At 61.8% G+C, this 20,926-nt stretch carries 20 protein-coding genes and 3 tRNA genes; 3 read left to right on the top strand and 20 right to left on the bottom strand.

Going from position 1 to position 20,926, the window contains the following annotated elements:
* Positions 1-9: 9 nt before the first annotated feature.
* From ACZ9EJ_RS10995 to ACZ9EJ_RS11085, 19 genes are all read right to left on the bottom strand, one after another.
* Positions 10-780 (bottom strand): biotin--[acetyl-CoA-carboxylase] ligase, encoded by a 771-nt coding sequence (locus tag ACZ9EJ_RS10995; protein WP_046640500.1) that lies wholly within the window; start codon positions 778-780, stop codon positions 10-12.
* A 2-nt stretch (positions 781-782) separates the two neighbouring features.
* Complete coding sequence (gene nuoN, locus ACZ9EJ_RS11000; RefSeq protein ID WP_046635477.1) at positions 783-2,225, bottom strand: NADH-quinone oxidoreductase subunit NuoN; 1,443 nt, start codon at positions 2,223-2,225, stop codon at positions 783-785.
* Between the two features lie 18 nt (positions 2,226-2,243).
* The gene (locus ACZ9EJ_RS11005) at positions 2,244-3,755 is read right to left on the bottom strand and encodes an NADH-quinone oxidoreductase subunit M (RefSeq protein WP_046635479.1); all 1,512 of its coding nucleotides are present in this window, start codon (positions 3,753-3,755) and stop codon (positions 2,244-2,246) included.
* Positions 3,755-5,755: an NADH-quinone oxidoreductase subunit L gene (gene nuoL, locus ACZ9EJ_RS11010; protein WP_046640499.1), complete on the bottom strand. Its 2,001-nt coding sequence runs from the start codon at positions 5,753-5,755 to the stop codon at positions 3,755-3,757. Before nuoL ends, ACZ9EJ_RS11005 begins: the two co-directional genes overlap by 1 nt.
* Positions 5,756-5,762: 7 nt before the next feature.
* A complete protein-coding gene (nuoK, locus tag ACZ9EJ_RS11015; RefSeq protein ID WP_007772674.1) occupies positions 5,763-6,071 on the bottom strand; it encodes an NADH-quinone oxidoreductase subunit NuoK in 309 nt (102 codons plus the stop codon).
* Positions 6,072-6,093: 22 nt separating this feature from the next.
* Positions 6,094-6,708: an NADH-quinone oxidoreductase subunit J gene (locus ACZ9EJ_RS11020; protein WP_046635483.1), complete on the bottom strand. Its 615-nt coding sequence runs from the start codon at positions 6,706-6,708 to the stop codon at positions 6,094-6,096.
* Positions 6,709-6,853: 145 nt separating this feature from the next.
* Positions 6,854-7,345, bottom strand: a complete 492-nt coding sequence (gene nuoI, locus ACZ9EJ_RS11025; RefSeq protein WP_038585696.1) for an NADH-quinone oxidoreductase subunit NuoI — start codon at positions 7,343-7,345, stop codon at positions 6,854-6,856.
* A 39-nt stretch (positions 7,346-7,384) separates the two neighbouring features.
* Positions 7,385-8,428, bottom strand: a complete 1,044-nt coding sequence (nuoH, locus tag ACZ9EJ_RS11030; RefSeq protein WP_046640549.1) for an NADH-quinone oxidoreductase subunit NuoH — start codon at positions 8,426-8,428, stop codon at positions 7,385-7,387.
* Between the two features lie 8 nt (positions 8,429-8,436).
* Positions 8,437-10,518, bottom strand: a complete 2,082-nt coding sequence (nuoG, locus tag ACZ9EJ_RS11035; protein WP_046640498.1) for an NADH-quinone oxidoreductase subunit NuoG — start codon at positions 10,516-10,518, stop codon at positions 8,437-8,439.
* A 70-nt stretch (positions 10,519-10,588) separates the two neighbouring features.
* Positions 10,589-11,338: a hypothetical protein gene (locus ACZ9EJ_RS11040; RefSeq protein ID WP_052764595.1), complete on the bottom strand. Its 750-nt coding sequence runs from the start codon at positions 11,336-11,338 to the stop codon at positions 10,589-10,591.
* A 4-nt stretch (positions 11,339-11,342) separates the two neighbouring features.
* Entirely contained in the window at positions 11,343-12,647 is a 1,305-nt protein-coding gene (nuoF, locus tag ACZ9EJ_RS11045; RefSeq protein ID WP_046635492.1) for an NADH-quinone oxidoreductase subunit NuoF, read from the bottom strand.
* Positions 12,648-12,736: 89 nt separating this feature from the next.
* Entirely contained in the window at positions 12,737-13,678 is a 942-nt protein-coding gene (gene nuoE / locus ACZ9EJ_RS11050) for an NADH-quinone oxidoreductase subunit NuoE (protein WP_251091102.1), read from the bottom strand.
* A 16-nt stretch (positions 13,679-13,694) separates the two neighbouring features.
* A complete protein-coding gene (locus ACZ9EJ_RS11055; protein ID WP_370649724.1) occupies positions 13,695-13,955 on the bottom strand; it encodes a hypothetical protein in 261 nt (86 codons plus the stop codon).
* Positions 13,952-15,142 carry an NADH-quinone oxidoreductase subunit D gene (locus ACZ9EJ_RS11060; protein ID WP_046640495.1) on the bottom strand — a complete coding sequence of 397 codons (1,191 nt, stop codon included), beginning with the start codon at positions 15,140-15,142 and terminating at the stop codon, positions 13,952-13,954. The genes ACZ9EJ_RS11055 and ACZ9EJ_RS11060 overlap by 4 nt, the downstream gene beginning before the upstream one ends.
* Before the next feature lie 72 nt (positions 15,143-15,214).
* On the bottom strand, positions 15,215-15,817 hold the full coding sequence (locus ACZ9EJ_RS11065) for an NADH-quinone oxidoreductase subunit C (RefSeq protein ID WP_046640548.1): 603 nt from the start codon (positions 15,815-15,817) through the stop codon (positions 15,215-15,217).
* A gap of 32 nt (positions 15,818-15,849) precedes the next feature.
* A complete protein-coding gene (locus ACZ9EJ_RS11070; RefSeq protein WP_007754646.1) occupies positions 15,850-16,431 on the bottom strand; it encodes a NuoB/complex I 20 kDa subunit family protein in 582 nt (193 codons plus the stop codon).
* Complete coding sequence (locus ACZ9EJ_RS11075; RefSeq protein WP_046635498.1) at positions 16,422-16,787, bottom strand: NADH-quinone oxidoreductase subunit A; 366 nt, start codon at positions 16,785-16,787, stop codon at positions 16,422-16,424. The genes ACZ9EJ_RS11070 and ACZ9EJ_RS11075 overlap by 10 nt, the downstream gene beginning before the upstream one ends.
* A 265-nt stretch (positions 16,788-17,052) precedes the next feature.
* Positions 17,053-17,129: transfer RNA gene (locus ACZ9EJ_RS11080), tRNA-Asp, on the bottom strand.
* Positions 17,130-17,200: 71 nt separating this feature from the next.
* Positions 17,201-17,277 (bottom strand) — tRNA-Asp (locus ACZ9EJ_RS11085).
* A 265-nt stretch (positions 17,278-17,542) separates the two neighbouring features.
* Between ACZ9EJ_RS11085 and ACZ9EJ_RS11090 the strand changes: the two genes are divergently transcribed.
* The 3 genes from ACZ9EJ_RS11090 to ACZ9EJ_RS11100 all read left to right on the top strand — a co-directional run bounded on the left by ACZ9EJ_RS11090 (position 17,543) and on the right by ACZ9EJ_RS11100 (position 19,980).
* A tRNA-Val gene (locus ACZ9EJ_RS11090) sits at positions 17,543-17,618 on the top strand.
* Between the two features lie 408 nt (positions 17,619-18,026).
* On the top strand, positions 18,027-18,254 hold the full coding sequence (locus ACZ9EJ_RS11095; RefSeq protein ID WP_046640494.1) for a hypothetical protein: 228 nt from the start codon (positions 18,027-18,029) through the stop codon (positions 18,252-18,254).
* 4 nt (positions 18,255-18,258) lie between these two features.
* Positions 18,259-19,980: a hypothetical protein gene (locus ACZ9EJ_RS11100; protein ID WP_046640493.1), complete on the top strand. Its 1,722-nt coding sequence runs from the start codon at positions 18,259-18,261 to the stop codon at positions 19,978-19,980.
* Between the two features lie 26 nt (positions 19,981-20,006).
* On the opposite strand, the gene ACZ9EJ_RS11105 is transcribed toward ACZ9EJ_RS11100, so the two are convergent.
* Positions 20,007-20,918 (bottom strand): glycosyltransferase family 2 protein, encoded by a 912-nt coding sequence (locus ACZ9EJ_RS11105; RefSeq protein WP_046640492.1) that lies wholly within the window; start codon positions 20,916-20,918, stop codon positions 20,007-20,009.
* Between the last annotated feature and the right edge of the window lie 8 nt (positions 20,919-20,926).

A 20,926-nucleotide genomic window follows, 5' to 3' on the forward strand; every position in this document is an offset into this window, starting at 1 on the left:
TTTCTTTGTCTATTCCATTCCTTGAAAAAATACATCACCGGCGGCGATCGACGTCAGCGCGCCTAATCCGGTGTCGAGCAGCAGAAATCCTTTGTCATCGATACCTGCGAATGTGCCAACAAGCGAGCGATCCGGCAGGTTCACGGTGATTTTTTCGCCGATGCCACAGGCAACTTCGCGCCAGCGCCGGCTGATTTCGGGCGTGCCCCGCCCCTCATCCCAGGATTCCAGAACCTGCGCCATCTCTCTGAAAAGATGCGCGAAAAGCTCTTCCGGCGAGATGTTGGCGCCGTGATCGGCAAGCCGGGTCACCGCATAGGCAGCACTGTCGGGCATGTGGCGGATGTTGATGCCGATGCCGATGACGAGCGCGCGGCGGCCGTCCGGCAGGCCCTCGCCTTCCAGCAGAATACCACAGGTCTTCTTGCGGCCGATCAGGATATCGTTCGGCCATTTGACATCGAGCGGCTCGCCGCCCGGCGGCAGAACCGACCTGACGGCGGCGTGAACCGCGACGGCGACGGCGAGCGGCAGAGAACCGATGCGCTCCGGCGGCGCGGGATCGATCAGCAGCAGCGACGCGTAGAGATTGCCGGGTTCCGACGTCCAGGCCCGGCCACGGCGACCACGGCCGGCGAGCTGGCGCGTCGCGGTCAGCCACAACAAACCGGAATCGCCCGCGCGGGCGCGGGCGAGACATTCGCTATTGGTGGATCCGACTTCGTCGAGCGCCTCGTGGCGGAACGCATCGAGCGAAAAGCGGCCCCCTGCTCCCGGCATTCTCAGAAGAAGGACTTCGCGGCAGCACTCGCCGCCGTGCCGATCGGTCCGCCGATCAGCACATAGGCCGTGACGAAGAGACCGGAGAGGCCGAAGACCAGACGAAGTTCGCCGGAGATGCGGGCAAACTCGCCCTTGGCTTCATCGAACCACATCAGCTTGACGATGCGCAGGTAGTAGTAGGCGCCGACGACCGAGGAGAGCACGCCGATGACGGCCAGCGCATAGAGCTTGGCTTCGATCGCCGCGACGAACACGAAATACTTGGCGAAGAAGCCAGCGAGCGGCGGAATGCCGGCCATCGAGAACATCAGCGCGGTCAGCACCACCGCCATGAATGGCTTGGTGGACGACAGGCCGGCGAGATCGTCGACATTCTCGACATTTTCACCGTCCTTGCGGCGCATTGCCATGATGCAGGCGAAGGTGCCTAATGTCATGACCATGTAGATGGTCATGTAGAGGACGACGCCGGAGACACCCGTCTCGGAGCCGGCGGCAAGACCGACAAGCGCATAGCCCATGTGACCGATCGAGGAATAGGCCATCAGCCGCTTGATGTTGCGCTGGCCGATCGCGGCGAACGAGCCGAGCAGCATGGAGGCGATCGACACGAAGACGATGATCTGGCGCCAGTCGGCAACGATCGGCAGGAAGGCGTCGGAGACGATGCGCACGAGGATCGCCATGGCGGCGACCTTCGGGCCGGCTGCGAAGAAGGCGGTGACCGGGGTCGGCGCGCCTTCATAAACGTCCGGCGTCCACATGTGGAACGGCACGGCGGAGATCTTGAAGCAGGCGCCGGCGAGCACGAAGACCATGCCGAAGATCAAGCCGAGGCCACGGGTCTCGGCGGAGAGAACCTTGGCGATGCCTTCGAAGCCGGTATTGCCGGTGAAGCCGTAGACCAGCGACATGCCGTACAGCATCATGCCGGAGGAAAGCGCACCGAGGACGAAATATTTCAGGCCGGCTTCGGTCGAGCGCAGGCTGTCCCGGTTGAAGGCGGCGATGACGTAGAGCGCCAGCGACATCAGTTCCAGCGCCAGATAGAAGGCGATCAGGTCGTTCGCCGAGATCAAGAGCAGCATGCCGAGCGTCGAGAGCACCAGCAGGACCGGGAACTCGAAGCGGTTGAGCTGATCCGACTTCGCATGGCCGACGGACATGACCATGGCGGTAATCGAGCCGATGAGCGCCAGGACCTTCATGAAGCGGCCGAAGGCATCGAGCTTGAAGGCGCCGCCATAGGCCACGCCCTCGCCGGGCATGAAGATCAGCCACAGGCCGGCGACCGCGAGCAGCGCCACCGCAAGCCCGGTCACCGTCGGCGCGGACTTGTCGCCGGAGAAGACGCCGATCATCAGAAGAGCGAGCGCGCCCACGGCCAGGATGATCTCCGGCATCGAGAGCTGCAGGCTTAGGGAGAGAATTTCAGCGGTCATGTCCAGTCTTGTCCCGTCTCAGTGCACGTTGAGTGCAAGGTCTTTCGCTGCTGCCAGGGCTGCGGAATAATTGTTCACCAGCAGGTCCACGGATGCTGCCGTCGCATCGAAGATCGGCGCCGGATAGAAGCCGTAGAAGATGGTGAGCGCGATCAGCGGATAGAGGATCAGCTTTTCGCGGCCGGAAAGGTCTAGCAGGCCCTTGAGGCTTTCCTTCTCGAGTGCCCCGAAGATCACCCGGCGATAGAGCCAGAGAGCGTAGGAGGCCGAGAGGATGACGCCGGTCGCGGCAAACAGGGCGACCCAGGTGTTGACCCGGAAGACGCCGATGATCGTCAGGAATTCGCCGACGAAACCCGACGTGCCCGGCAGGCCGACATTGGCCATGGTGAAGATCATGAAAGCCACGGCATATTTCGGCATGTTGTTGACGAGGCCGCCATAGGCCGAGATCTCGCGAGTGTGGAGACGGTCATAGACAACGCCGACGCAGAGGAAGAGCGCGCCCGAGACGATGCCGTGCGACAGCATCTGGAAGATCGCACCCTGCACGCCCTGCACGTTCGCCGCAAAGATGCCCATGGTGACGTAGCCCATGTGGGCGACCGACGAATAGGCGATCAGCTTCTTGATGTCGTCCTGCATCATCGCCACCAGCGAGGTGTAGATGATGGCGATGACCGACAGCGCGAAGACCAGCGGCGCGAAATGTTCGGACGCGATCGGGAACATGGCGAGCGAGAAGCGGATCATCCCGTAGCCGCCGAGCTTCAGCATGACGCCGGCCAGGATGACCGAGCCTGCGGTCGGAGCCTGGACGTGCGCGTCCGGAAGCCAGGTATGAACCGGCCACATCGGCATCTTGACGGCAAAGGCCGCAAAGCAGGCGAGCCAGAGCCAGGTCTGCATGCCGGCCGGGAAGCCGTATTTCAGCAGTTCGGTGATGTCGGTCGTGCCGGCCTGCCAGTACATGGCCATGATGGCGAGCATCATCAGCACCGAGCCGAGCAGCGTATAGAGGAAGAACTTGTAGGACGCGTAGACGCGGTCCTTGCCGCCCCAGACGCCGATGATGACGAACATCGGGATGAGGGTCGCTTCGAAGAAGACGTAGAAGAGGACGACGTCGAGCGAAACGAAGACGCCGGTCATGACCACTTCCAGGAGCAGGAAGGCGATCATGTATTCCTTGAGGCGCTTCTCGATCGTATTCCAGCTGGCGAGCACGCAGAACGGCATCAGGAAGGTCGTCAGGATGACGAACAGCATGGAAATGCCGTCGACGCCGAGATGGTAGGAGATGCCGGTGCCGAGCCAGTCATGCTTCTCGACCATCTGGAAGCCGGCATTCGAATTGTCGAAGCCGATCCAGATGAAGAGCGAGACGATGAAGGTGAAGACCGTCGTGAACAGCGAGACGTTGAGGATGTTCCGGCGCCCGAAGGGGCCGTCTTCCCGCGTCAGAAGCAGCAACAGCACGCCGACCAGCGGCAGAAAGGTGACCGTCGAGAGAATTGGCCAGTCGGTCATTAGATTGAGCTCCCGAGCATCATCCAGGTGACGAGGGCGGCGATGCCGATCAGCATCGCGAACGCATAATGATAAAGGTAACCGGACTGCAGCTTGACCACCCGGTTGGTGACGTCGACCACGCGGGCGGCGACGCCGTTCGGGCCGTAGGTATCGATGACGCCGACATCACCCTTCTTCCACAGGAACCGGCCGAGCGCCTTGGCGGAGCGGACGAAGAGGAAGTCGTAGAGTTCGTCGAAATACCACTTGTTGAGCAGGAACTCGTAGAGGACCTTCTGCGAAGCGGCGAGACGGCGGGGCGTCGAAGGCGACTTGATGTAGAAATACCAGGCCGTGACGAAACCGACCGCCATGGCGATGAATGGGCTCCAGGCAACCAGGACCGGTACGTGATGGAACTCTTCGAGGATCTTGTTTTCCGGAAGCGTGAACAGTGCCCCCTTCCAGAACTCGGCATACTCGTGGCCGAAGAAATACCCTTCGAACAGAACGCCCGCGAGGACCGCACCGGCGGCGAGGATGTAGAGCGGCGCCAGCATGACCATCGGCGATTCATGCACATGGTGCATCACGTCGGCCGACGCGCGCGGCTTGCCGAAGAAGGTCATGAAAGCGAGACGCCAGGAATAGAAGCTGGTGAACAGCGCGGCGATGACCAGAAGCGTGAAGGCAAAGCCCGCCGCCGCCGAATGCGACGAATAGGCGCTTTCGATGATCACGTCCTTGGAGAAGAAGCCGGCGAAACCGAACATCGTTCCCGGGATGCCGACGCCGGTCAGCGCAAGCGTGCCGATCGTCATCATCCAGAAGGTGACCGGGATGTGCTTCCGGAGCCCGCCCATGTAGCGCATGTCCTGCTCGCCATCGACGGCGTGGATGACCGAGCCGGCGCCAAGGAACAGCAGCGCCTTGAAGAAGGCGTGGGTGAAGAGGTGGAAGATCGCCGCGCCATAGGCACCGACGCCGAGCGCCACGAACATGTAGCCGAGCTGCGAGCAGGTCGAATAGGCGATGACGCGCTTGATGTCGTTCTGGACGAGGCCGACGGTCGCCGCGAAGAAGGCGGTGATCGCGCCGATGATGGTCACGACAAGCAGGGCGTTGGGCGACAGTTCGAAGATCGGCGACATGCGGGCGACGAGAAAGACGCCGGCGGTGACCATGGTCGCGGCATGGATGAGCGCAGACACCGGGGTCGGGCCTTCCATGGCGTCCGGAAGCCAGGTGTGCAGCAGGAACTGCGCCGACTTGCCCATCGCGCCCATGAACAGCAGCAGGCAGACGACGGTGACCGCATTTGCCTTGTCGAGCGACATGCCGAAGATGTTGACGATCGCCTGGGACGCTTCCGGCGAACCGGCGGCCGGCAGGTAGGTGGCGGCAGCCGCAAAGATCGTTTCGAAGCTGATCGAGCCGAACAGGACGAAGACGCCGGCAATGCCGAGCACGAACCCAAAGTCGCCGACGCGGTTGACGATGAACGCCTTCATCGCGGCAGCCGAGGCCGAGGGCTTCTTGTACCAGAAGCCGATCAGCAGGTAGGAGGCAAGACCGACGCCTTCCCAGCCGAAGAACATCTGGGCGAGGTTGTCCGACGTGATCAGCATCAGCATCGCGAAGGTGAAGAGCGACAGGTAGGCGAAGAAACGCGGCCGATGCGGGTCGTGGTGCATGTAGCCGATCGAATAGACATGCACGAGCGTCGAGACGGTGTTGACGACGACGAACATGACCGCCGTCAGCGTGTCGACGCGGAAGGCCCATTCGACGTCGATGCCGCCGGACTGGATCCAGCGCATGACCGGGACCTTGATCACCTCGCCTGCCTCGCCATGGGCGAGCGCCACGTTGAAGAAGACGATCCAGGAGAGTACGGCCGCTATGATCATCAGGCCGCTGGTGACGTATTCGGACGCCTTTGCGCCGATCGAACGGCCGAACAGGCCGGCGATCAGGAAGCCGATCAGGGGAAGAAAGACGATTGCCTTGTAGATCATGACCCGATCAGCCCTTCATCATATTGACGTCTTCGACGGCGATCGAACCGCGGTTGCGGTAGAAGACGACGAGAATTGCAAGACCGATGGCCGCTTCGGCGGCCGCCACGGTCAGAATGAACAATGCGAAGACCTGGCCGACGATGTCGTTCAGGAAGGAGGAGAAGGCCACCATGTTCAGGTTGACCGAGAGCAGGATGAGCTCCACCGACATCAGGATGATGATGACGTTCTTGCGGTTCAGGAAGATGCCGAAAACGCCGAGCGTGAAGAGGATGGCGCTGACCGTAAGGTAATGGGAAAGTCCGATTTCCATGTCTTTATTCCTTTTTCCCGCCTCAGACGCCCTGGCCCGGCTTGACCTTGACCACTTCGACGGCTGTCGCCGGCGTGCGAGCCACCTGCTTGGAAACATCCTGTCGCTTGATATTGGTGCGGTGACGCAGGGTCAGCACGATCGCGCCGATCATCGCCACCAGAAGCACCAGGCCGGCGATCTGGAAGAAGTAGACGTAATTCGTATAGAGCACGTCGCCGAGGGCAGCCGTGTTGGTGCGGCTGGCCGGGTTCGGGATCGGCATGGTGATCGCCTTGGCGGCTTCCGGCGTCAGCACGCTGCCGCCGATGACGACGACCAGTTCGGCTGCGACGATCAGGCCGACCAGCATGCCGATCGGCGCATATTGCAGCACGCCGGAGCGCAGTTCAGCAAAGTCGATATCGAGCATCATGACGACGAAGAGGAAGAGAACCGCGACCGCGCCGATATAGACGACCAGGAGGATCATCGCCAGGAATTCGGCGCCCGTCAGCAGGAAGAGACCGGCGGCGTTGAAGAAGACCAGGATCAGGAACAGCACCGAGTGTACCGGGTTCTTGGCCGAAATGACCATGAACGCCGACGCCACCGCGATGAACGCGAAGAGATAGAAGAAGATTGCCTGCAGACCCATCGTGGTGCCTTTTCGTCCCTCACCGGGATCGGGGCGAATGCCCCTACCCGTCGAAACCCGGCCTTGTGATATGCGCCGGGTATTTCATCCAGATGTCACCGGTGCGCTGCCCGCTGATGGGCGGCACCGGACAAATCACCCCGCCTTAGCGGTAGGGCGCATCGATTGCCATGTTGCGAGCGATTTCGCGCTCCCAGCGGTCGCCGTTTTCCAGGAGACGCGCCTTGTCGAAATAGAGCTCTTCGCGCGTCTCGGTGGCGAATTCGAAATTCGGGCCTTCGACGATCGCATCCACCGGGCAGGCTTCCTGGCAGAAGCCGCAATAGATGCACTTCACCATGTCGATATCGTAGCGCACCGTGCGGCGGGTACCGTCGTTGCGGCGCGGGCCTGCCTCGATGGTGATCGCCTGGGCAGGACAGATCGCCTCGCAGAGCTTGCAGGCGATGCAGCGTTCCTCGCCGTTCGGGTAACGCCGCAGCGCATGTTCGCCGCGGAAACGCGGAGAGACCGGGCCCTTCTCGAACGGGTAGTTGATCGTCGCCTTCTGCTTGAAGAAGTAGCGCATCGACAGGAAGAACGCGCCGACGAACTCCTTCAGGAACAGCGAATTCACGGCTTGGCCGAGACTTGCCATATTATTCTCCAATGATGCCGAGAGAAAGGACGGTCATGATCATGCCCATCCCATCAGCTTCAGCACGAATGCGGTGATGACGACCATGGCGAGCGACAGCGGCAGGAAGATCTTCCAGCCGAGGCGCATGAGCTGGTCGTAGCGGTAGCGCGGAACGAAGGCCTTCACCATGGCGAACATGAAGAAGACGAGGCTCGCCTTCAGCACGAACCAGATGATGCCCGGCACCCAATTCAGGATGGCGATATCGACCGGAGGCAGCCAGCCGCCGAGGAAGAGGATCGTGGTCAGCGCGCACATCAGGCAGATCGCCGCGTATTCGCCGAGCATGAACATCATGTACGGGGTCGAGCCGTATTCGACCATGAAGCCGGCGACCAGTTCCGATTCCGCTTCGGGAAGGTCGAAGGGCGGGCGGTTCGTCTCGGCGAGCGCCGAGATGAAGAACACCACGAACATCGGGAACAGCGCCAGCCAGTGCCAGTCGAGGAACGAGGCCGGCAGGCCCATCATCGTGCCGAGCCCGTCATTCTGGGCATTGACAATGTCGGTGAGGTTCAACGAGCCGACGCAGAGCAGCACGGTGACGATGACGAAGCCGATCGAGACTTCGTAGGAGACCATCTGCGCCGCCGAGCGGAGCGCGCCGAGGAAGGGATATTTCGAGTTCGAAGCCCAGCCACCCATGATGATGCCGTAGACTTCGAGCGAGGAGATCGCGAACACATAGAGGATGCCGACATTGATGTTGGCGATCACCCAGTTCTGGTTCAGCGGAATGACTGCCCAGGTGGCAAGCGCCAGCACCACGGCGACGAGAGGCGCCAGCAGGAAGACGCCCTTGTTGGCGCCGGCCGGAATGACCGGCTCCTTGAAGACGAATTTCAGAAGGTCGGCGAAGGACTGGAACAGACCGAAGGGACCGACGACGTTCGGGCCGCGGCGCAGCTGGACGGCTGCCCAGATCTTGCGGTCGGCGAGCAGGATGTAGGCGATGAAGACGAGCAGGCAGACCAGCAGCAGAAGCGACTGCGCGACCATGACGATGCCCGGCCAGACGTAGATGGAAAAGAACGAGTCCATGTTCAAAATTACTCCGCCGCAGCCTGGAAATTGTTGCGGGCCAATGCCGAGCATTCAGCCATGACGGCCGAAGCGCGAGCGATCGGGTTCGTCAAATAGAAGTCTTTGATCGGCGACGCAAACCCGGACTTCGTCATACCACCGGCTTTTTGGCCAAGTGCGGCAATTTCGTTCACCGAACCCGCCGCAATCTCGTCGATGGCCGCGAAATGCGGGTAGTCCGCATAGAGTTTCGCACGCAGGGCACTCAGCGAATCGAAGGGCAGCTTGACTCCGAGCACGTCGGAGAGCGCGCGGATGATCGCCCAGTCCTCGCGAGCCTCGCCGGGCGCGAAGCCGGCGCGGTTGCCCATCTGGACGCGGCCTTCGGTGTTGACCCAGGTCCCGGACTTTTCGGTATAGGCCGCACCCGGCAGGATGACGTCGGCATTGTGCGCGCCGGCATCGCCGTGGCTGCCGATATAGACGGTGAACTTGGCGCCCTTCTTCGAGAAGTCGAGTTCGTCGGCGCCAAGCAGGAAGAGAACGTCCATGCCAGCGACCTGGGCGGCGGCGTTGGCGCCCTTTTCACCCGGCACGAAGCCGAGATCGAGGCCGCCGACGCGGGCAGCAGCGGTGTGGAGGACGGCAAAGCCGTTCCAGTCTTCGGTGAGCGCGCCGACCGAACCGGCAAGCTGGGCGGCCGAGCTAAGGATCGCCGCGCCATCCGGACGGGAGAGAGCCCCCTGCCCTATGATGATCATCGGGTTCTTGGCAGCCCGCAGCGTGTCGGCGAAGCTGTTTGCGCCGGACGCGAGGTCGGAAAGCGTCTCGGGGCCTGCACCGAGATAATCGTAGACGTAACGCAGTTCGCTGACTTCGCCGATCACGCCGATCGGGAAGTTGCCGCGGCGGAAGCGCTTGCGGATGCGGGCGTTGAGGACGGCTGCCTCGAGGCGCGGATTGGCGCCGATCAGAAGCAGTGCGCCGGCCTGTTCGATGCCTTCGATGGTCGGGTTGAAGACGTAGCTTGCGCGGCCGAGCGACGGATCAAGCGCCGTCCCGTCCTGGCGACAGTCGAGGTTTTCCGATCCGAGCGACCGGATCAGTTCCTTCAGGGCGTACATTTCTTCGACCGAAGCCAGATCGCCGGCGATCGCGCCGATCTTGGCTGCGGACGTGCCGGAAACGGCGGCCTTGATGGCGCCGAAGGCTTCGCCCCAAGAGGCAGCCTGAAGGCGGCCGCCCTTGCGGACGTAGGGGCGGTCGAGGCGCTGGGTCTTCAGTCCGTCCCAGATGAAACGGGTCTTGTCGGAGATCCACTCCTCGTTCACCTGCTCGTTGACGCGCGGCATGATGCGCATCACTTCGCGGCCGCGGGTATCGACGCGGATCGCCGAGCCTACGGCGTCCATGACGTCGATCGATTCGGTCTTGTTGAGTTCCCACGGACGGGCGGTGAAGGCGAAGGGACGCGAGGTCAGCGCACCGACCGGGCAAAGGTCGATGACGTTACCCTGGAGTTCCGACGTCATGGCGCTTTCGAGATAGGTGGTGATCTCGGCATCCTCGCCGCGGCCGATCAGGCCGAGTTCGGAAATGCCGCCGACTTCGGTGGTGAAGCGGACGCAGCGCGTGCAGTGAATGCAGCGGTTCATCACGGTCTTGACCAGCGGGCCGATATACTTGTCTTCGACGGCGCGCTTGTTTTCCGTGTAGCGGGATGAGTCGATGCCGAAGGCCATCGCCTGGTCCTGCAGGTCGCACTCGCCGCCCTGGTCGCAGATCGGGCAATCCAGCGGATGGTTGATCAGCAGGAATTCCATCACGCCTTCGCGGGCCTTCTTGACCATCGGCGTGTTGGTGAAGATTTCCGGCAGCTCGCCGTTCGGGCCGCCGCGCACGTCGCGCACGCCCATGGCGCAGGAGGCTGCCGGCTTGGGCGGGCCGCCCTTCACTTCGATCAAGCACATGCGGCAATTGCCGGCGACCGAAAGACGTTCGTGGAAACAAAAGCGCGGGACCTCGGCGCCGGCTTCCTCGCATGCCTGAAGCAGCGTGAAATGATCCGGAACTTCGACCTCTTTGCCGTCAACCTTCAGCTTAACCATCGTCTCACTTACGTCCTTAGTTCCATCCTTTGGGTCTCCTGGGGGTCAGGCGACTCGGGGACATATTCTTTTATTTCAACAGAGCTTTCGCCTGGCCGACCCAATCGTCGCGGCTGATGCGTCCCTCGAAACCCAATTCCTTGTCGAAGCGGGCGATATCGGCCTCGTTCCAGGCCGCGACCTCAGCGAGGCTCGTGACGCCCAGCCCGTTCAGCACTTCCACCAGCTTCGGGCCGATGCCCGAAATCTGTTTCAGATCGCCGCCGGCAGGTGCCTTGGCCTTCGTTACCTTCGCCCTGGCCGCCTTTACCGGCTTTGCTTCGACGACCGGCTTTGCCGGAGCCTTCGGAGCAGCGGCCTTTGCCGTCGCAACCTTGGCCTTGGCGACCGGCTTCTTGACCGATTCGGCCTTGGGCGCTGTTACGGCGGCCTTGGGCGCCGGTGCAGCAGCCTTGCGAGCCGGCGCGACCAGCTTTGCCTTCGGCTTTTCAGCGATCGGCGCCGGCTCTGAGATTGCAGCCGCGGCGGTCGGTCCCGGAGCCGGCGTTTCCGTGGCAGCGGGCGCCTCAACCGGAGCCGTCGCGGATGGAGCCTCTCCGGCAGCCTTCTGACGGTTGCCCGCTTCCATCGCGCCCTGCAGCGCACCCAGGAAGACTCCGGCCATCTGAGCGGCGATGCCGAAGCCGACTGCCGTCGCGGCCGCCATATTCGCCATCAGCGGATTGTGCTTCATCGCCTCGGAAAAATCGGGCATTCGCGCCGGATCGAGCGCCGGACGACCCGTCGCCTCCCCTTCATGCTCTTTGCCCGACTTTGTCACTTGGCTACTCCGCAGCTTCCAGGACGGCGCCATGCGCCGTCGCGTTTCGGGTATACTGGTCGATACGCGCTTCGATCTCCGGACGGAAATGCCGGATCAGACCCTGTACAGGCCAGGCCGCCGCATCGCCGAGCGCGCAGATGGTGTGACCTTCGATCTGCTTGGTCACTTGGAACAGCATGTCGATTTCGCGCTTCTGGGCATTGCCCTTGACCATGCGCTCCAGCACCCGCCACATCCAGCCCGTACCTTCGCGGCACGGCGTGCACTGGCCGCAGCTCTCGTGCTTGAAGAAGGCCGAGATGCGGGCGATCGCCTTGATGACGTCGGTGGACTTGTCCATGACGATGGCGCCGGCGGTGCCGAAGGAGGAGCCGACGGCGCGCAGGCCGTCGAAATCCATCTGGCAATCCATGATGTCCTTGGCCGGCACGATCGGGCAGGACGCGCCGCCCGGAATGACCGCCAGAAGATTGTCCCAGCCGCCGCGGATGCCGCCGGCATGCTTGTCGACCAGTTCGCGGAAGGTGATGCCCATCACTTCTTCGACGGTGCACGGCTTGTTGACGTGGCCGGAGAGCATGAACAGCTTGGTGCCGACATTGTTCGGACGGCCCATGGACGAGAACCAGCCGGCGCCACGGCGCAGGATGGTCGGGGCGACAGCGATCGATTCGACGTTGTTGACCGTCGTCGGGCAACCATAGAGGCCCATATTGGCCGGGAACGGAGGCTTCAGGCGCGGCTGGCCCTTCTTGCCTTCGAGGCTTTCGAGCAGCGCGGTTTCTTCGCCGCATATATAGGCGCCGGCACCGTGGTGGACGTAGATGTCGAAATCCCAGCCGAGCTTGCTGTTGCCGCCGAGCAGGCCGAAATCATAACATTCGTCGATCGCCGCCTGCAGCGCTTCGCGTTCGCGCATGTATTCGCCGCGCACGTAGATGTAGGCGGTGTGGGCACCCATGGCGAAACCGGCGATGACGCAGCCTTCGATCAGCGTGTGCGGATCGTGGCGCATGATTTCGCGGTCCTTGCAGGTGCCGGGCTCGGATTCGTCGGCATTGACCACGAGGTAATGCGGGCGGCCATCCGATTCCTTCGGCATGAAGGACCACTTGAGACCGGTCGGGAAGCCTGCGCCGCCGCGGCCACGAAGGCCCGAAGCCTTCATCTCGTTGATGATCCAGTCCCGGCCCTTCTCGATGATCTCCTTGGTGCCATCCCAATGGCCGCGGCTCATCGCGCCCTTCAGGGACTTGTCCTTGAGGCCGTAGATATTGGTAAAGATGCGATCCTGATCTTTCAACATGATCTATTCCACAAGTCCGTCGCGATTAAGCCGGTTGTCCGTCGATATATTGCAGCCTTTTTCAAAGGCCGCACACAAATTCTCTAATGTCACGACTCACCTTCAGTCGTGGTCTTGCGCCGTGTGCGCTTCGGCTTCAAGTCCCCGGAGACCGCGCCAGGTTCCGGCGGCGCGCCTTCCGCTGCACTGCCGGGCGTCTTCGGAGCCGGCTTGCTCTTTGCGGTCGCCGACAGCGGCTGCGTCTCCGCGGCCTTGGCATTCGCGGCGGCAGCCGCCGGCGCGGTTGCGGGGGTCTTCAGTTTCGGGTCCGTCTCCGGCGCCGTGTCCTTCGGACGACCGGCATCGGCAGGAGGAATGCTGGCAGCGTCCGCCACTTCCTCGGCGCTCGGCTGCGGGTCGAGATTGGTGCGGACCGGCTTGATCTCGTCGTTCAACGTCTGCGGGCCGCCCTCGGGGGCCGAGAAAATGCGGTCGATCTGCGGGCCTGGCTTGATCTCATGCCCCTTGCCGGCTTCGAAAGCATCGATGATCTCCTCGAGGCGCTCAGGCGTCAGGTCCTCATAGGCATCCTTGAAGATGATGACCATCGGTGCGTTGACGCACGCGCCCTGACATTCGACCTCTTCCCACGACAGCGTGCCGTCGGCATTGAGCGCGAAGGGATCGTGATGGATCTTGTGCTGACAGACCTTCATCAGGTCTTCCGCACCGCGCAGCATGCAGGGCGTGGTGCCGCAAACCTGGATATGCGCGCGGGTACCGACCGGCTTCAGCTGAAACTGAGTATAGAAGGTCGCGACTTCGAGGACGCGGATATAGGGCATGTCGAGCTTGTTTGCGACGAATTCGATCGCCGCGCGGGTCACCCAGCCATCCTGTTCCTGCGCACGCATCAGAAGCGGGATGACAGCCGATTGCTGCCGGCCTGCCGGATATTTCCTGATCGTTGCCTCGGCCCAGACGGAATTTTCGTCATTGAAGGCGAATATTGCCGGCTGCACCTGGTCTTCGGCTAATCGACGAACGGACATTCTTTTCCACGCCTTATCAGTTTATGGATCCACACCGCGATCTCGTGAGCGACACGAATTCGCAGGCATAGGCAGACTTGTCTTTCTGCATGAACACTATGAACTTTGTTCCACTGGGAACGGAGGTTTTGATCTCGTATCCGTCGGACAGGAGATCCTTCATCGACTTCGATCCGCCGCCTTGGGTCGAAATCGCGCCGTCGGTCTGCGGCTGCTGCGCGAAGGCAGCCGGAGCACCAGACAGAATGGCAGCGAAAACGACGGCGCGGATCATCAGCGGTCCACCTCGCCGAAGACGATGTCGAGCGAACCGAGCACCGCCGAAACGTCGGCCAGCTGGTGTCCCCGACAGATGAAATCCATGGCCTGGAGATGGGCATAACCCGGCGCGCGGATCTTGCAGCGATAGGGCTTGTTGGTGCCGTCGGCGACCAGGAAGACGCCGAACTCGCCCTTCGGGGCTTCGACGGCCGCATAAACCTCGCCCGCCGGGACGTGATAGCCTTCGGTATAGAGCTTGAAGTGATGGATCAGCGCTTCCATCGACCGCTTCATCTCGCCGCGCTTCGGCGGCACGACCTTGCCGTCCGTAGACGAGAACGGGCCGGTCCTGGCATCGCCGAGCAGACGGTTGACGCACTGCTTCATGATCTTCACCGACTCGCGCATCTCGATCATGCGGATCAGGTAACGGTCGTAGCAGTCGCCGTTCTTGCCGATCGGGATGTCGAATTCGAGGTCGGAATAACACTCATAAGGCTGCGAGCGGCGCAGGTCCCAGGCAGCGCCCGAACCGCGCACCATGACGCCGGAAAAGCCCCAGGCCCAGGCGTCTTCGAGCTTGACGGCGCCGATATCGACGTTGCGCTGCTTGAAGATGCGGTTGCCGGTCAGCAGTTCGTCGATGTCGTCGAGCTTGGCCGGGAATTGGTCGCACCACTTGCCGATATCCTCGACCAGTTCTGCCGGCAGGTCCTGATGGACGCCGCCCGGCCGGAAATAGGCCGCATGCATGCGCGAACCGGAGGCGCGCTCGTAGAACACCATCAGCTTTTCGCGCTCTTCGAAACCCCAGAGCGGCGGCGTCAGCGCACCGACGTCCATCGCCTGCGTCGTGACGTTGAGGAGATGCGAGAGGATGCGGCCGATTTCCGAATAGAGAACGCGGATCAGCTGGCCGCGGATCGGGATCTGGATATCCAGAAGCTTTTCCACGGCAAGCGCGAAAGCATGCTCCTGGTTCATCGGCGCGACGTAATCGAGGCGGTCGAAATAGGGGACCGCCTGCAGATAGGTCTTGGTCTCGATCAGCTTCTCGGTGCCGCGGTGAAGCAGGCCGATATGTGGATCGACGCGCTCGACGATTTCACCATCGAGTTCGAGCACCAGGCGGAGGACGCCGTGCGCTGCGGGGTGTTGAGGCCCAAAATTGATATTGAAGTTGCGAACGTTATGTTCAGTCATTGCTGCTTGCTCCGTGCCCGTCGGGCGTCAAGCGGAAAGAAGTACGGTTAGACCGGCGCAGGCGCGCCAGCCTCAGACCTTGGCCTTTTCATCCCCGGGAAGGACGTAATCCGTCCCCTCCCACGGGCTCAAGAAGTCGAAACTGCGGAATTCCTGGCGCAGCTCGACGGGTTCGTAGACGACGCGCTTGGCGTTGTCGTCGTAGCGAACCTCGACAAAACCGGTGGTCGGGAAGTCCTTGCGCAGCGGATGGCCTTCGAAACCGTAGTCCGTCAGGATGCGGCGCAGGTCCGGATGGCCGGTGAACAGGATGCCGTACATGTCCCAGGCTTCGCGCTCGAACCAATCGGCGCCGGGATAAACCGGGCAGGCGGACGGAACCGGCTCGTCCTCGGCAGTCGCGACCTTGATGCGGATACGCTGGTTCTGGCGGGGCGACAGAAGATGATAGACCACGTCGAAACGCTTTTCGCGCGCCGGATAATCCACACCGCAGATGTCGATGAAGCTGATGAACCCGCACTGCACGTCGTCGCGCAGGAAGGTCAGCAGCGGCAGCAGGTTTTCCGCCGTCGCGGTCAGCGTCAGCTCGCCATAGGCGATTTCCGCATCCGACACGAGGGACGGACGCGCTTCGCGGATGTAGGTCGAAAGCTCGTTCAGGGCTTCACTCATGATCTTGTCCAATTACCCTTAGCCTCTGGCCCTCAGCGCTCGATCGTGCCGGTCCGTCGGATCTTCTTCTGCAGCAGAAGCACGCCGTAGAGCAGTGCCTCCGCCGTGGGGGGACAGCCCGGAACATAGATGTCGATCGGCACGACCCGGTCGCAGCCGCGCACCACCGAATAGGAATAGTGGTAATAACCGCCGCCATTGGCGCAGGAGCCCATCGAAATGACGTAACGCGGCTCCGGCATCTGGTCATAGACCTTGCGGAGCGCGGGCGCCATCTTGTTGGTCAGCGTGCCGGCGACGATCATCACGTCCGACTGGCGCGGCGAGGCACGCGGCGCAAAACCGAAGCGCTCGACGTCGTAACGCGGCATCGAAAGCTGCATCATCTCGACCGCGCAGCAGGCGAGGCCGAAGGTCATCCACATCAGCGAGCCCGTGCGGGCCCAGGTGATCAGCTCGTCCGTGGAGGTGACGAGAAAACCCTTGTCGGCGAGCTCATTGTTGATCTCGCCGAAGAACGCGTCGTCGCTGCCGATAGGCTTGCCCGTATTCGGATCGATGATCCCCTTGGGCTGCGGCGCGACGAGGGTGCTGCCGTTGTCGACTACTCCCATTCCAGCGCTCCTTTCTTCCATTCATATATAAAGCCGATCGTCAGAACGGCGAGGAATACCATCATCGACCAGAAGCCGAACCAGCCAATCGCACCGAACGACACCGCCCACGGGAAAAGGAAGGCGACTTCGAGGTCGAAGATGATGAAGAGGATCGAGACCAGGTAGAATCGAATGTCGAACTTCATGCGCGCATCGTCGAAGGCGTTGAAGCCGCATTCGTAAGCCGAAAGCTTTTCCGAATCGGGCGCCTTGTAGGCGATGGCGAACGGCGCAACCAGAAGCGCGATGCCAATCACCAGGGAAATGCCGATGAAAATCGCGATCGGGATATAGGAAGTGAGGAGTTCACTCATTGTATTCGATCCCAGCTTGCCTGAAGCGTCGGGAGACGACGCCTGAATTATCAATGCACAGGCAAAGCGAACGTGCATTGCAACAAGCCGTGGTTAGCGCAGCCGAAGCCCCGGCGCAAGCTTTTTGAATGTCGCATCCTGCGCCAAAATGGAGCAGTTCAAACGATTATCAGCGGCTGTATCATAGCGACAACCTCAGACCGCAACCGCGAGGGGCCTGTGGCGGCCAGATCATATAGGGAAGCACATTCTTCTGGGTGGGGAATGGCGCGAGTGACGGGGCTCGAACCCGCGACCTCCGGCGTGACAGGCCGGCACTCTAACCGACTGAGCTACACCCGCGCATAATGCCGACTGACGGCTCGCCCCCTACGCCCAAAAAGCGTAAAAAGCGGGTTGTTCAAAGAAGAGAATGGCGCGAGTGACGGGGCTCGAACCCGCGACCTCCGGCGTGACAGGCCGGCACTCTAACCAACTGAGCTACACCCGCGCATTTCTCTTGAGGTCGAAACCTCTTGGCCGGGCGACCTCAATCGCTCGGTTGAGCGGCTAACTAAGAGGTTCGGGATCGGGTGTCAAGCACGTTTCAAGACAAAAGGATGACGTCCTGTCGCTTTGCCCTCTCCTGCCCCTGTCCAGTCGGCTCTTCCCCAAAATTTTCAAAAAAACATCATGAAGGCCCTTGCGGTTTTTCCGCGATCCGCATAGATCACGGCCACCGACGCGGCGGGCCTTGAGGCTCCGCAATCGCGAACGGGCGATTAGCTCAGTTGGTAGAGCGCCTCGTTTACACCGAGGATGTCGGGAGTTCGAGTCTCTCATCGCCCACCATTTCCACACTCCCCATGGCATCTGCGACCAGCTTCCACTCCTCCGGAAGATCAAATCGATGCGTCTGACGCGCCGGTTTCCGGTCGAACGCGCACAATCCGACTCGATTCTCTTGGCTATCGCGGGGATGAACATCCGCCGCGAGCGCAACAGCGAGCTCCGTTGCGGCCGGCCCGCAGCTTCCGATCCGCGAGGCATATCAGGTGTTTCGCGGCCGAACGGTTCCCCGAGCCGCCGATCATTCGTCGAATCTTTCCTGCCACTTCGTCCCCGCTCCTCAACCCGTTTCTAAAATCAGGTTCTGAAACGCCCGCCGACGGAAAACGTGTGGTGCGGCCTGGAACCCGAGGAGGCAGGAATGGGAAGACATGATCTCGGACACGACATCAACACGGGAGGCGACGGCGGATGCGCTTCGTGCCGGACGGTGAGCGTTCGAGGCGGGAGGGGATGATGCTGGATCTCGGACTTTCCCTGATTGGCCCCGGCACTTTCTCCGCCGGTGGCGGCAAGCCGCCCGAGGAGGACGGGTTCACCCTAATGGACGCCGAAGGCAACGCGCTTGCCGACGCGGAAAACAATCGGCTCACCATCAACCAACGCACGATCAGCCGATTCATCGGCCTGGAGGACTGACACGATGCCATCGCGCCAAATTCCAAAACTCTACATTCCCTCCGATGCCACCGAAGCGGCGATCCGGGCCGTCCATGCGGCAGCGGTCGCGGCGGGCGGCGGCGGCATCATCCTGCTGCCGGATGCGGTGATCACGCTCACGGAACCCCTCCCCGTCGCCTCCGGCATCGGTTACCAGGGCGTGCAGCCGGTGCTGAACTACCTCAACGGCACCCTCCCGGACAGCGGATGGGATTTCATCGGCGGGACCGTGCTTGCCGGCGACGGCTCGTTTCCGGCTTTTGCCACCAATGACGCAGACCTTGGCTCGCCGTCCGCGACGATCACCAGCGATTGCATTACCGGCTGGCGATGCGAGCATATCGGCTTTACCGGCTTCACGCGCGCCATCAGCATCGGCGCGGTGAACAATATCGGCCTGCAGTTTTCCACCATTCACGATCTCTTCATCCGCGACTGCAGCGATTGGGGCATGTTCCTTGCCAACTTCATGCACACGGACGTTTCCCGGGTCTGGACGCATCTTTGCGAAAACGGCCAGTATTACGCATCGTTGCTGCCGGGCTCGACCCTGATGCCCGGAAACAGCCGCTTCGATTCGCTCTTCAACATCATTCCCGCCGATGGACGAGACAATCGACTCTGCCGGGGTATCGTCTTCGAAGCCGGCGGAGACGGCGCCCGTCTGAACGAGATGTATGCCGACCGCATCCAGAACAACGCCTTCAACCGAACCGAGCTTTTGGTAAGCGCGACTTTCTCCGACGGTTCGGCGAATATCGCAGTCGCCGACGGCAGCAAATTCCGGGCGCGCATGCCCGTCGCGTTCACGAGCAGCGATTACGGGATCACCGCGGGGCGGGTCTATGTCGTCAAGTCGGTGAGCGGCAATACGATCGAGATCGGCAAGGCCTTCACCTCCCCGGCCGTAGTCGCATCCGGCAGCGGCTCGCTGATGCTCTCGTCCTGGGGCATGCCCTGTTTCGAACTGGCCACCCGCAACGAAGGCGCGTTCGTTTCCAATTCACGCTTCCTCGGCGTGGACGTTGAAGGCGCCTCCGGCGCCGGGATTTACATGGAGAATGCGCAGGGCTGCGACCTCAACATCTCCGAAGTGCCGGGCGACAAGAATGCAGACGTCGTCGGACGCGCAACCGGCTTCAGCCGGTTCTACAGCAGCAACACGACAACTACCGATTTCGACACTGCCTCAGCCACCAGCCAGTTTCACGGCGCGCGCGGAATTGGCCGCCACGCAATGCTATCAGGTCTGTGGACCGATCAGACCCGCAACGGCTTGGCTGCATTCAACATTCGCGGCGACGCAGGGGAGAACCAAGGTGACCTGGAGGTCAGGGGTGGCAACAGCTTCATCTATCCCCGCTTTGGAATCGGAATGAAGTCGACGCTCAAGACCGCGAATACCGTGCTGCATCCACTGGATGCCGGCCTCGTCACCTTCGACGCCGCGTCGATGCTCGTCTGCACGCTGCCCGCGATCACGAATTCGTCGGATGCGTCCTCGCTGGTAGGATTGCCGTTTCATATCGTCAACGCCGGATCGGCGGATCTGGCGGTCAATACCAACGGCACACAGCTCTTCAACAAGATATCAGGCAAGACCGGCTATATGTTGAATGCCGGCGAAAGCCTGCTGGTGGTCGCCGCCGAAGGGGCGGGCTCCACGCTCTTTTGGGCCGCCTTCCCGAGTGTAGGCGTTGCCTGAACCGCTGCGCTTTGAGGGCTGTCGCTTTAGAGCGGCAGCCCCGTCAATCGCGCCAGCGCCGCGCGCTTCTCCTCAAGTGTTTTAAGCGAGCGGAGCGACCGGTCGAACTCCATGACCTTCGCGCCGACGAGGAAACGATACCAGTAACCTTGCAGGGCATGGTAGATCAGCCCTTCGCGGCCATCGAGGAAGCCGAGCTGGCCGATATAGCGGAACAGGAAATAGCCGAGCGCAGCGACCTGAAACGGGAGCCGGTTATAGATCTGCTCCTTGATGCGCCGCTTGATGGTAGCCTGTCGCGAGGACCCTTCTCTCGATAGCCCAAAATCCTCCGGAAACAGCCCGTAACGACGACCCAGAACGTCGGCGGCCTCTCGAGTTGCATAGCCGTTGTGCTTGGCCGTGAAAAAGCTGAGATCGTTGAGATTGCGATCCGAGAACGGTGCGTCGAAAAGGACTATGCGGCCGCCCTTCACGACGATGTGCTCGTCCATCCAGCGGTCCTCCACATGTCCCTGCCCCCGCCGCCAGATGCGGGTAAGGATGAGCGGATACCGTCCGCCATGGCGGATCCAGCGTCCGAGGAAGATGTGTTTTCTCTTGAGATTGACGCCTGCGACATCGGCCGCGAGGGTGGGAAGCTTGTCGGCGATCTCCACGGCCAGTTCGGGTTCGATCACCTCATCCGCATCGAGCCGCATGATCCAGTCAGCGGTGATCGGGGCATTGTCGAGCCCCCACTGGAACTGCTTCGAATAGTTGATCCAGGGATTGCTGAGCACGGTTGCGCCGAGCGACCGGGCGATTTCGACCGTGCCGTCGGTGGAGAAACAATCGATGACGAAGACCTCGGATGCGAATGGCGCGACGCTTTTCAAGGCGCGGGCGATGTGGCGCTCTTCGTTATAGGTGAGGATGAGGACGGCAAGGCTGGCCATTCGACGAC

This window comes from Neorhizobium sp. USDA 3394 (assembly GCF_056280385.1).

What these genes read in the sequence shown, in the direction of transcription:
- nuoE (WP_251091102.1), bottom strand. Translation starts at nt 13,678, where the DNA reads ATGTCCGTTCGTCGATTAGCCGAAGACCAGGTGCAGCCGGCAATATTC.
- ACZ9EJ_RS11005 (WP_046635479.1), bottom strand. Translation starts at nt 3,755, where the DNA reads ATGACCGACTGGCCAATTCTCTCGACGGTCACCTTTCTGCCGCTGGTC.
- nuoH (WP_046640549.1), bottom strand. Translation starts at nt 8,428, where the DNA reads ATGGACTCGTTCTTTTCCATCTACGTCTGGCCGGGCATCGTCATGGTC.
- nuoN (WP_046635477.1), bottom strand. Translation starts at nt 2,225, where the DNA reads ATGACCGCTGAAATTCTCTCCCTAAGCCTGCAGCTCTCGATGCCGGAG.
- ACZ9EJ_RS11095 (WP_046640494.1), top strand. Translation starts at nt 18,027, where the DNA reads ATGCGCTTCGTGCCGGACGGTGAGCGTTCGAGGCGGGAGGGGATGATG.
- ACZ9EJ_RS11060 (WP_046640495.1), bottom strand. Translation starts at nt 15,142, where the DNA reads ATGACTGAACATAACGTTCGCAACTTCAATATCAATTTTGGGCCTCAA.
- nuoF (WP_046635492.1), bottom strand. Translation starts at nt 12,647, where the DNA reads ATGTTGAAAGATCAGGATCGCATCTTTACCAATATCTACGGCCTCAAG.
- ACZ9EJ_RS11105 (WP_046640492.1), bottom strand. Translation starts at nt 20,918, where the DNA reads ATGGCCAGCCTTGCCGTCCTCATCCTCACCTATAACGAAGAGCGCCAC.
- nuoG (WP_046640498.1), bottom strand. Translation starts at nt 10,518, where the DNA reads ATGGTTAAGCTGAAGGTTGACGGCAAAGAGGTCGAAGTTCCGGATCAT.
- ACZ9EJ_RS11075 (WP_046635498.1), bottom strand. Translation starts at nt 16,787, where the DNA reads ATGAGTGAACTCCTCACTTCCTATATCCCGATCGCGATTTTCATCGGC.
- nuoL (WP_046640499.1), bottom strand. Translation starts at nt 5,755, where the DNA reads ATGATCTACAAGGCAATCGTCTTTCTTCCCCTGATCGGCTTCCTGATC.
- ACZ9EJ_RS10995 (WP_046640500.1), bottom strand. Translation starts at nt 780, where the DNA reads ATGCCGGGAGCAGGGGGCCGCTTTTCGCTCGATGCGTTCCGCCACGAG.
- ACZ9EJ_RS11065 (WP_046640548.1), bottom strand. Translation starts at nt 15,817, where the DNA reads ATGAGTGAAGCCCTGAACGAGCTTTCGACCTACATCCGCGAAGCGCGT.
- ACZ9EJ_RS11100 (WP_046640493.1), top strand. Translation starts at nt 18,259, where the DNA reads ATGCCATCGCGCCAAATTCCAAAACTCTACATTCCCTCCGATGCCACC.
- ACZ9EJ_RS11020 (WP_046635483.1), bottom strand. Translation starts at nt 6,708, where the DNA reads ATGGGTCTGCAGGCAATCTTCTTCTATCTCTTCGCGTTCATCGCGGTG.
- ACZ9EJ_RS11070 (WP_007754646.1), bottom strand. Translation starts at nt 16,431, where the DNA reads ATGGGAGTAGTCGACAACGGCAGCACCCTCGTCGCGCCGCAGCCCAAG.
- nuoK (WP_007772674.1), bottom strand. Translation starts at nt 6,071, where the DNA reads ATGGAAATCGGACTTTCCCATTACCTTACGGTCAGCGCCATCCTCTTC.
- nuoI (WP_038585696.1), bottom strand. Translation starts at nt 7,345, where the DNA reads ATGGCAAGTCTCGGCCAAGCCGTGAATTCGCTGTTCCTGAAGGAGTTC.